At 54.3% G+C, this 6,731-nt stretch carries 7 protein-coding genes; 4 read left to right on the top strand and 3 right to left on the bottom strand.

All coding sequences use genetic code 11. The features are described 5' to 3' along the window. Positions 1-411 (bottom strand): S4 domain-containing protein (locus tag ABY948_RS10360; protein WP_461482462.1); only part of this gene is annotated, 411 nt, incomplete at its 3' end. 108 nt (positions 412-519) lie between these two features. Here ABY948_RS10360 and ABY948_RS10355 point away from each other — a divergent pair. From ABY948_RS10355 to ABY948_RS10340, 4 genes are all read left to right on the top strand, one after another. Next, positions 520-1,497: an outer membrane protein assembly factor BamD gene (locus ABY948_RS10355; RefSeq protein WP_461482461.1), complete on the top strand. Its 978-nt coding sequence runs from the start codon at positions 520-522 to the stop codon at positions 1,495-1,497. A 135-nt stretch (positions 1,498-1,632) separates the two neighbouring features. After that, on the top strand, positions 1,633-2,466 hold the full coding sequence (gene nadE / locus ABY948_RS10350; RefSeq protein WP_461482460.1) for an ammonia-dependent NAD(+) synthetase: 834 nt from the start codon (positions 1,633-1,635) through the stop codon (positions 2,464-2,466). A 120-nt stretch (positions 2,467-2,586) separates the two neighbouring features. Further along, the gene (locus ABY948_RS10345; protein WP_461482459.1) at positions 2,587-4,212 is read left to right on the top strand and encodes a sensor histidine kinase; all 1,626 of its coding nucleotides are present in this window, start codon (positions 2,587-2,589) and stop codon (positions 4,210-4,212) included. After that, positions 4,212-5,570, top strand: coding sequence for a sigma-54-dependent transcriptional regulator (locus ABY948_RS10340; RefSeq protein WP_461482458.1), 1,359 nt, complete (start codon positions 4,212-4,214; stop codon positions 5,568-5,570). The genes ABY948_RS10345 and ABY948_RS10340 overlap by 1 nt, the downstream gene beginning before the upstream one ends. A 6-nt stretch (positions 5,571-5,576) precedes the next feature. Here the strand turns inward: ABY948_RS10340 and ABY948_RS10335 are convergent, their stop codons facing one another. Together ABY948_RS10335 and ABY948_RS10330 are read right to left on the bottom strand one after the other, a co-directional pair. Next, positions 5,577-6,032, bottom strand: coding sequence for a type IV pilin protein (locus ABY948_RS10335; RefSeq protein ID WP_461482457.1), 456 nt, complete (start codon positions 6,030-6,032; stop codon positions 5,577-5,579). A 23-nt stretch (positions 6,033-6,055) separates the two neighbouring features. After that, positions 6,056-6,731, bottom strand: a 676-nt coding sequence (locus ABY948_RS10330) for a hypothetical protein (protein ID WP_461482456.1), incomplete at its 5' end; no start/stop codon positions are given.

Genomic DNA, 6,731 nt, shown 5'->3' with positions numbered 1-6,731 from the left:
CAGACGGTGTACAATTCCCGCCCGGGGGACGCGCTCATTGTCCGGCAGGTGGTGAAGCAGGCCATTCAACAACGTGCCCTGATAGTTGCCCGCTGCCGGATGCACCACCAGCCCGGCGGGTTTGTTGATAATCAGTATTTCATCGTCCTCGTAGCGGATATCGAGATCGATGGCTTCCGGACTCCACTCCCCTTCGGGCTCCAGCTCTGCATGAACGGTCAGCTGCTCACCACCGAACAATTTATCCCTGGGGCGGCATGGCTTACCATCCACCAACAGGTCGCCCTCTTTGATCCATTTTTGCAATCGCGATCGGGAAAATCCGTCAAACAATTCCGCGGCAATCTGATCCAGACGGGCGCCGGAAAGGGTTTCAGGAACAGTGGCATTGAGCACAATAGGTTCGATCATTGAGGTTTTGTTTCCAGTCGGGCCTGTGGTTAAATAGCCCATCTTACAACCATTGCCCCAGCGGACAAAAAACTCTTTACTGCTGACTGACCAGGATTTGACCACCCCATGCGATTTCCCACCCTCGTTCTGATCTGTGCAACACTTTTGGTTTGCAGCTGCTCCTGGCTGGGTGATAGCAAGGGCAAAAAAGGCGATCAGGCGGATACTTCGGGCTATTCCGAGAAAGACTTCTACAACATCATCCAGAAAGACCTGGGCGTTGGTTTTTGGGATAAAGCCGTTGAGAACCTGGAGGCACTGGAGGCCCAGTACCCCTTCGGGGACTATGCAGAACAGGCGCAATTGGAGCTGATCTACTCCTATTACAAAATGTCTGATTATGAAGCCGCCATTGCCGCCGCCGACCGCTTTATTCGCCTCCACCCCCAACATCCCAACGTGGATTACGCGTTCTACCTGAAGGGCCTGGCGTCGTTTGTGCAAAGCAAAGGTTTTTTTGACCAGTTGTTGCCGACCGATGAAACCAAGCGGGATCCCGGCACTGCCCGCAATTCGTTTGCCACTTTCAATGAACTGCTGAGTCGCTATCCCGAAAGCCCCTATGCCTCCGATGCCAGAAAACGGATGGTGTATTTGCGGAATGTGCTCGCCCGCCATGAAATCCACGCCGCCAATTACTACTTCCTCCGCGGCGCCTACGTGGCTGCCGCCAACCGCGGGCGCTATGTGGTGGAAAACTTCCAGATGACCCCGGCCGTTCCAGACGGCCTGGCGGTGATGGCTGAAGCCTATTACCTGATGCAGATGCAGGATCTCGCCGATGATGCCGCCAATTTGCTGGCTGCCAACTACCCGGACTACCCGGCACTGGATGAAGAGGGGCAGTTCCAATACCAGGATGATCCCAATTTCATGGAAGCGACCTGGTTGAACAAGGCGACCCTCGGTCTCTACGACAGGCCGGAACCGCCCCGATTCGATACACGCCATCTCTATAATGAGCGTTATCGCAACCTGGAGCAGGAAGAAGCCCATCCCAAACGCAAGTGGCTGAGCTGGTTGACCCTGGGTATCCTGGAGTAGGCCTCACGCTGCCGCCGTTTGCGGCGGCTCCCCTTCCGTGAGGAGCTGTTGTCCTCCGCCCACCCTCCGCCTGGAATGGGCTATTCTTGTCCCTGTAGCCAACCGAGTGCCACCTATCGCAGCAGAGTGAAAACAATGAATATCGATAGTATCCGCGCAGAAATGAAGGTCATCCCCGAGATTGATCCCTCTTTTGAAGCCGCCAGGCGCATTGCTTTCATCAAATCGGTACTCGTCCAATCGGGCTTGCGCACCTTGGTACTGGGCATCAGTGGCGGCATCGACTCCACCACCTGCGGTCGCCTCGCCCAACTCGCTATCGAAGAACTCAATCTCGAGGACCCAGGCAAGGGTTACCGCTTTGTCGCCATCCGCCTTCCCTACGGCGTCCAGGCTGATGAACACGAGGCCCAGCAGGCCATTCAATTCATCCAACCGAGCCAAAGCCTGGCAATCAACGTCAAGCTGGGCGCCGACGGCATTCACGAGGAAGTGTTGGGCGCCCTGAACAGCTGCAACCTGCCGTCTCCGCCAGAGGACATTATCGATTTCACCAAGGGCAATACCAAGGCGCGCACCCGCATGGCGATCCAGTACCAGGTGGCCGGACTGCTCGGCGGCCTGGTTCTGGGCACAGATCATTCGGCGGAAAACATCACCGGTTTCTTTACCAAATGGGGGGATGGCGCCTGTGACCTGGCCCCGCTATTTGGCCTCAGCAAACGCCAGGTGAGGCAACTGGGCAGCTACCTGGGAGCTCCCCAGGTACTGGTGGAAAAAGTGCCCACCGCGGATCTGGAATGCCTGTCGCCGCAGAAAGCCGACGAGGTCGCACTGGGCATCAGCTACGACGAGCTGGATGATTTCCTGGAGGGCAAACCGGTCTCTGAGGCTGTGGCATCCCGTATTGTGGCTATCTACCGCAAAACCCAGCACAAAAGACAACCTATCCCCACTCCCTACGATTAACCAAAATCGGGCGATCAATGGCAAACTCAGAATAATAAATGCTGAAATTCGCATGTATGCACCAAAAACCCATCGGCATTTCGGCTAGAATCAGGCTGTGATGGGGACACCGCCGCTACCATGTCAATAATGACCAGCCAGCCTGAAACCAGAATCGCGCCGGACAGTTTACTCAGTGTATACGGGTACTACCGCGCACTACTGTCAATCACACTTCTCGGCATATACCTCTCCGGAGCCGCGACCAAGGTACTTGGCAGCGAACTGCCCGAGCTGTTTCTGGCATCATCATTGTCCTATGCGTTGTTTTGCCTGCTGTCTCTGATACCCCTGAAATTTTCGCGCACAACCCCCGGCACACAGCTGCTGTTCTTTATGCTGCTGACCGATATGGTCGCACTGACCCTGATGATGCACGCCAGCGGCGGAATGGGGAGTGGCCTTGGCTTCCTGTTGTTACCGACGGTGGCGGCGGGCAGCATCCTGGTGGCAGGCCAACTGGCACTCTTGCTGGCGGCCACCGCCAGCATCTGTGTCATGACGGAAACCCTGTCAACCATCATGCTGTTTGACAAAAACAGGGAAGCCATGTTCCCGGCCGGTATTCTGGGCATGTTGCTGTTTGCTACGGCCATGATTTTCCAGGTGTTGACCCAGCGAATACGGCACGCCCAGCAACTTGCAGTCCAGAAAGCCTCGGAAAACGAGCAGCTGCAAAAACTCAACGAATCCATTGTCAAACGCATGCGCACCGGAATTCTGGTGGTGGATGGCAAAGACCATATCAAACTGATCAACAGCGCTGCCATCCAGTTACTGGATGGCCAAAAGCCCGGCGCGCGCTTGGCTGCCGGCCGACCTCTTCGTCTGGCCCTGTCGCTGCATCAACAACTGGAACGGTGGCGCAGTTATCCCTGGATTCGCACGCCGACATTCAAAAACAGCCCCTCCTCATCGGAGTTGCAGGCAAATTTCACGTCCCTGCCCCAGGGACTGGACCGGCAGACGCTGATTTTTCTGGAGGACACCCGAACCCTGACGCAACAGGCACAGCAGCTCAAACTCTCGTCGCTGGGGCGACTGACCGGCAGCATCGCCCATGAGATCCGCAACCCCCTGGGGGCCATCAGCCATGCCGCGCAATTGCTGTCAGAACTGCCCCACGACCCCAACTCGGCAAAACTACTGGATATTATTTTGCGGCACTGTGTCAGGGTGAACCAGATTGTCGAAAATGTTCTACAACTTTCCCGGCAAAAAATGCCCGAATTCCAGAAACTCTGGCTACAACAGTGGTTGAAAAAATTCCGCTCCGAGTACAGCGATACCCAGACACGGGCATGCACCATTGAAATAGAATCAACGAACAAGGATACGCAGATCTTTTTTGACCCCGGCCACCTCGCACAGGTGCTGACCAACCTGATCGACAATGCCATCCGTTTTAGCGAGCGGCACAGTGGAGAGCGCTGGGTAAAGCTGGTGATCTCCAGAGATCCCGTCTCGGAATTACCCTATCTAGACATCTACGACAAGGGCCCCGGCGTGCCAGCCAAGGATCAGGATTACATTTTTGAGCCCTTCTACACCACCAACCACGACGGCTCGGGATTGGGGTTGTATCTGGCCAGGGAGCTATGCGACACCAACTATGCCTCACTGAATTATTTTGGCGACAGCCCAGAAAACCACTATTTCAGGGTGGGCTTCTCCCATCCAGAGCGATTACTGCCGAGACCAGTCTGATGATGAAAAAACGCGTACTCGTCGTCGACGATGAGCCCGATATCAGAGAATTACTGACTATCACCCTGGAACAAATGGGGCTGGAAGTCGTTACCGCCGCCAAACTGGCGAAAGCCCAAAAATTGCTGGAAAGCGAAGAATTTGACCTCTGCCTGACCGACATGAAAATGCCCGACGGCAACGGCCTGGAATTGGTGGAGGCGGTGCAATCGTTTAAACCGCAGTTGCCGATAGCCATGATCACAGCCTATGGCAATATGGAAATTGCCGTTGAGGCGCTCAAGAAAGGCGCCTTTGATTTTATTTCCAAGCCGCTGGAGTTGATGCGCCTGCGCAGTATCGTTCAGTCAGCGTTAAAACTCGAACAACCCCGGGACGATGTAGACCCACAGGAAACGGTCTTGATAGGCCAATCTCCCGCCATCGAACATCTCAAACAACAAATTCGCCGTGTGGCCAGAAGCCAGGCACCGGTGTTTATCAGCGGCGAATCCGGTAGTGGCAAAGAGCTGGTCGCCAGGACGATCCACCACCTGAGCCCCAGAGCAAACGGCCCCATTATTCCGGTTAACTGCGGGGCAATTCCCATGGAGTTAATGGAAAGCGAGTTCTTCGGACACAAAAAAGGCAGTTTTACCGGCGCCCATCGAGACAAACAGGGATTATTTCAGGCCGCCCATGGGGGAACACTTCTACTCGACGAAGTTGCCGACCTACCCTTGTCCATGCAAGTGAAACTGCTGCGGGCCATTCAGGAAAAATCTGTCAGACCGGTGGGTGCGGAGACAGAAATTCCTGTAGACGTGCGCCTCTTGAGTGCCACACACAGAGACCTCGCGGAGGAAGTGCGAAATAACCAGTTTCGGCAAGATCTATTCTATCGGATCAATGTAATCGAGCTTCAGGTGCCAAGCCTCAGGGAGCGCAGGGATGATATCCCGCTCCTTGCTCGACATTTTCTGAAGTTGCTTGCCAATGAGAATGGACAGCCGACCCCGGATATTTCCGAGGCGGCTATCAACGCCCTCAAAAAACACCCCTTCCCCGGCAATATCAGGGAGCTGGAAAACACCCTGGAGCGCACTTTTACCCTCTGTAGTGGCAACGCTATCGAAGTTGACAACCTTTGCCTAAACAGCGCCATGAGCACCACGTCATCCGTGGATATAAAAAATACCACCGCTGGCTATTGCAGTGATAAATTCAATTCACTGGACGACTATCTGGCCGATATTGAAAAAGAAATTCTGACGGCAGCCCTGGAGCGCAATCGCTGGAACAAGACCGCCACCGCCGAAGAACTGGGGATCAGTTTCAGGCAGATCCGCCACAAGCTAAAAAAATACGGGATCGAATAAAACGCATCACCAACAATAGGACGCGCTTTCGGAAGCATCTGTCACAGTTTTCAAACCCTGTTCATCGATACTGAATATCCCGCATCTACCATCTTCCGTCTGGCTGTTTTGCGGTGTGGCAGACAACGTATATGCCGTCTCCCCCGTATTTGAATCCGGTTCATCGATGGTGATCTGATAAATACTCCCTGAAGACGTAGTGAGGGTCTGCCCATCACTGCCCATGTAATAATTGGCAGGCAATCCCAGATCTACCAGAGAGTTGGTATAAGAGCGGTTGTTGAGAAAATATTGCTCTTCCCGAGAAGCCACCTCCAGCAAGGCACCTTTGGCAACCGAGCGGTTAGACTTAATGACATATTCCCGATAGTTGGGTAACGCCAACGCCACAATGACCGCCATAATAGCCACGACGATCAGTAGCTCAATCATGGTAAAACCGGAATTATTCTTTCTGTTCATTACACAAGTCCAGGAATAGGCCATCAGGGTGAAGGTGTGCTCGGAGAGTTATCAAGCACATCAATATCCAACTCCCGCCAGTAGAACGTATTGGGGCGTTGATCGCCCAACTTGGTCTGCTGGGCTCCCGCCAGACCAACGTCCGGCGAAATGGCCGTTACACCGCCATCGATACCCGAAGCGAGATCAATGTATCGATCTTCCTTGCTGAGCGTATCGCCCTCAAGATGCGAGTGCAGGTGAATATCCGGTGAACCATCCCTGACCGCCACCTGATAGAGGCGGCTGATGCCAATATTGGGGGCACACTCACCGTCTGCCTCTCCGCCTTCCGGCAAATAGGTTGTGAAGTTGATATTGCCACCGGAAATCAGCGGGATAGACAGATTTTTCTCACCACTCTCTTCCAGGGCAAGTTTCCAGCCATTGGTCAGATCATTTGCCGAACATTGGTTACCGCTGTCAGCGTCATTACTGCTGTCATTGATGCAGGTATTCGTCACATCGAATAAGTCACCAATCACATAGGGCGTGCGGCCATCCACGCCGAGGCTATCGGAAGGGTTGGCGTCCGCATAAACCTGCCGGTCTTTAATCAGGAAGAAGTAGTTCTCAATAGCCGGGGGTGCAGATTGCGGGTGGGTGCGATCTCCAGAGCCAATGGCAATGCCATCAAAGGCCCCTATCGAGTCACGCGCT

Origin of the sequence: Porticoccus sp., assembly GCF_041592135.1 — a bacterium.
In the GTDB taxonomy this organism is placed as follows: Bacteria; Pseudomonadota; Gammaproteobacteria; order Pseudomonadales; family Porticoccaceae; genus Porticoccus.
The sequence above is the reverse complement of the archived record's forward strand: the minus strand, read 5'-3'. Positions and strand labels throughout refer to the sequence as shown.

Excerpts from the sequence above, each read along its gene's own strand:
- ABY948_RS10355 (WP_461482461.1), top strand. The coding sequence starts at position 520 with ATGCGATTTCCCACCCTCGTTCTGATCTGTGCAACACTTTTGGTTTGC.
- nadE (WP_461482460.1), top strand. The coding sequence starts at position 1,633 with ATGAATATCGATAGTATCCGCGCAGAAATGAAGGTCATCCCCGAGATT.
- ABY948_RS10345 (WP_461482459.1), top strand. The coding sequence starts at position 2,587 with ATGTCAATAATGACCAGCCAGCCTGAAACCAGAATCGCGCCGGACAGT.
- ABY948_RS10340 (WP_461482458.1), top strand. The coding sequence starts at position 4,212 with ATGATGAAAAAACGCGTACTCGTCGTCGACGATGAGCCCGATATCAGA.
- ABY948_RS10335 (WP_461482457.1), bottom strand. The coding sequence starts at position 6,032 with ATGAACAGAAAGAATAATTCCGGTTTTACCATGATTGAGCTACTGATC.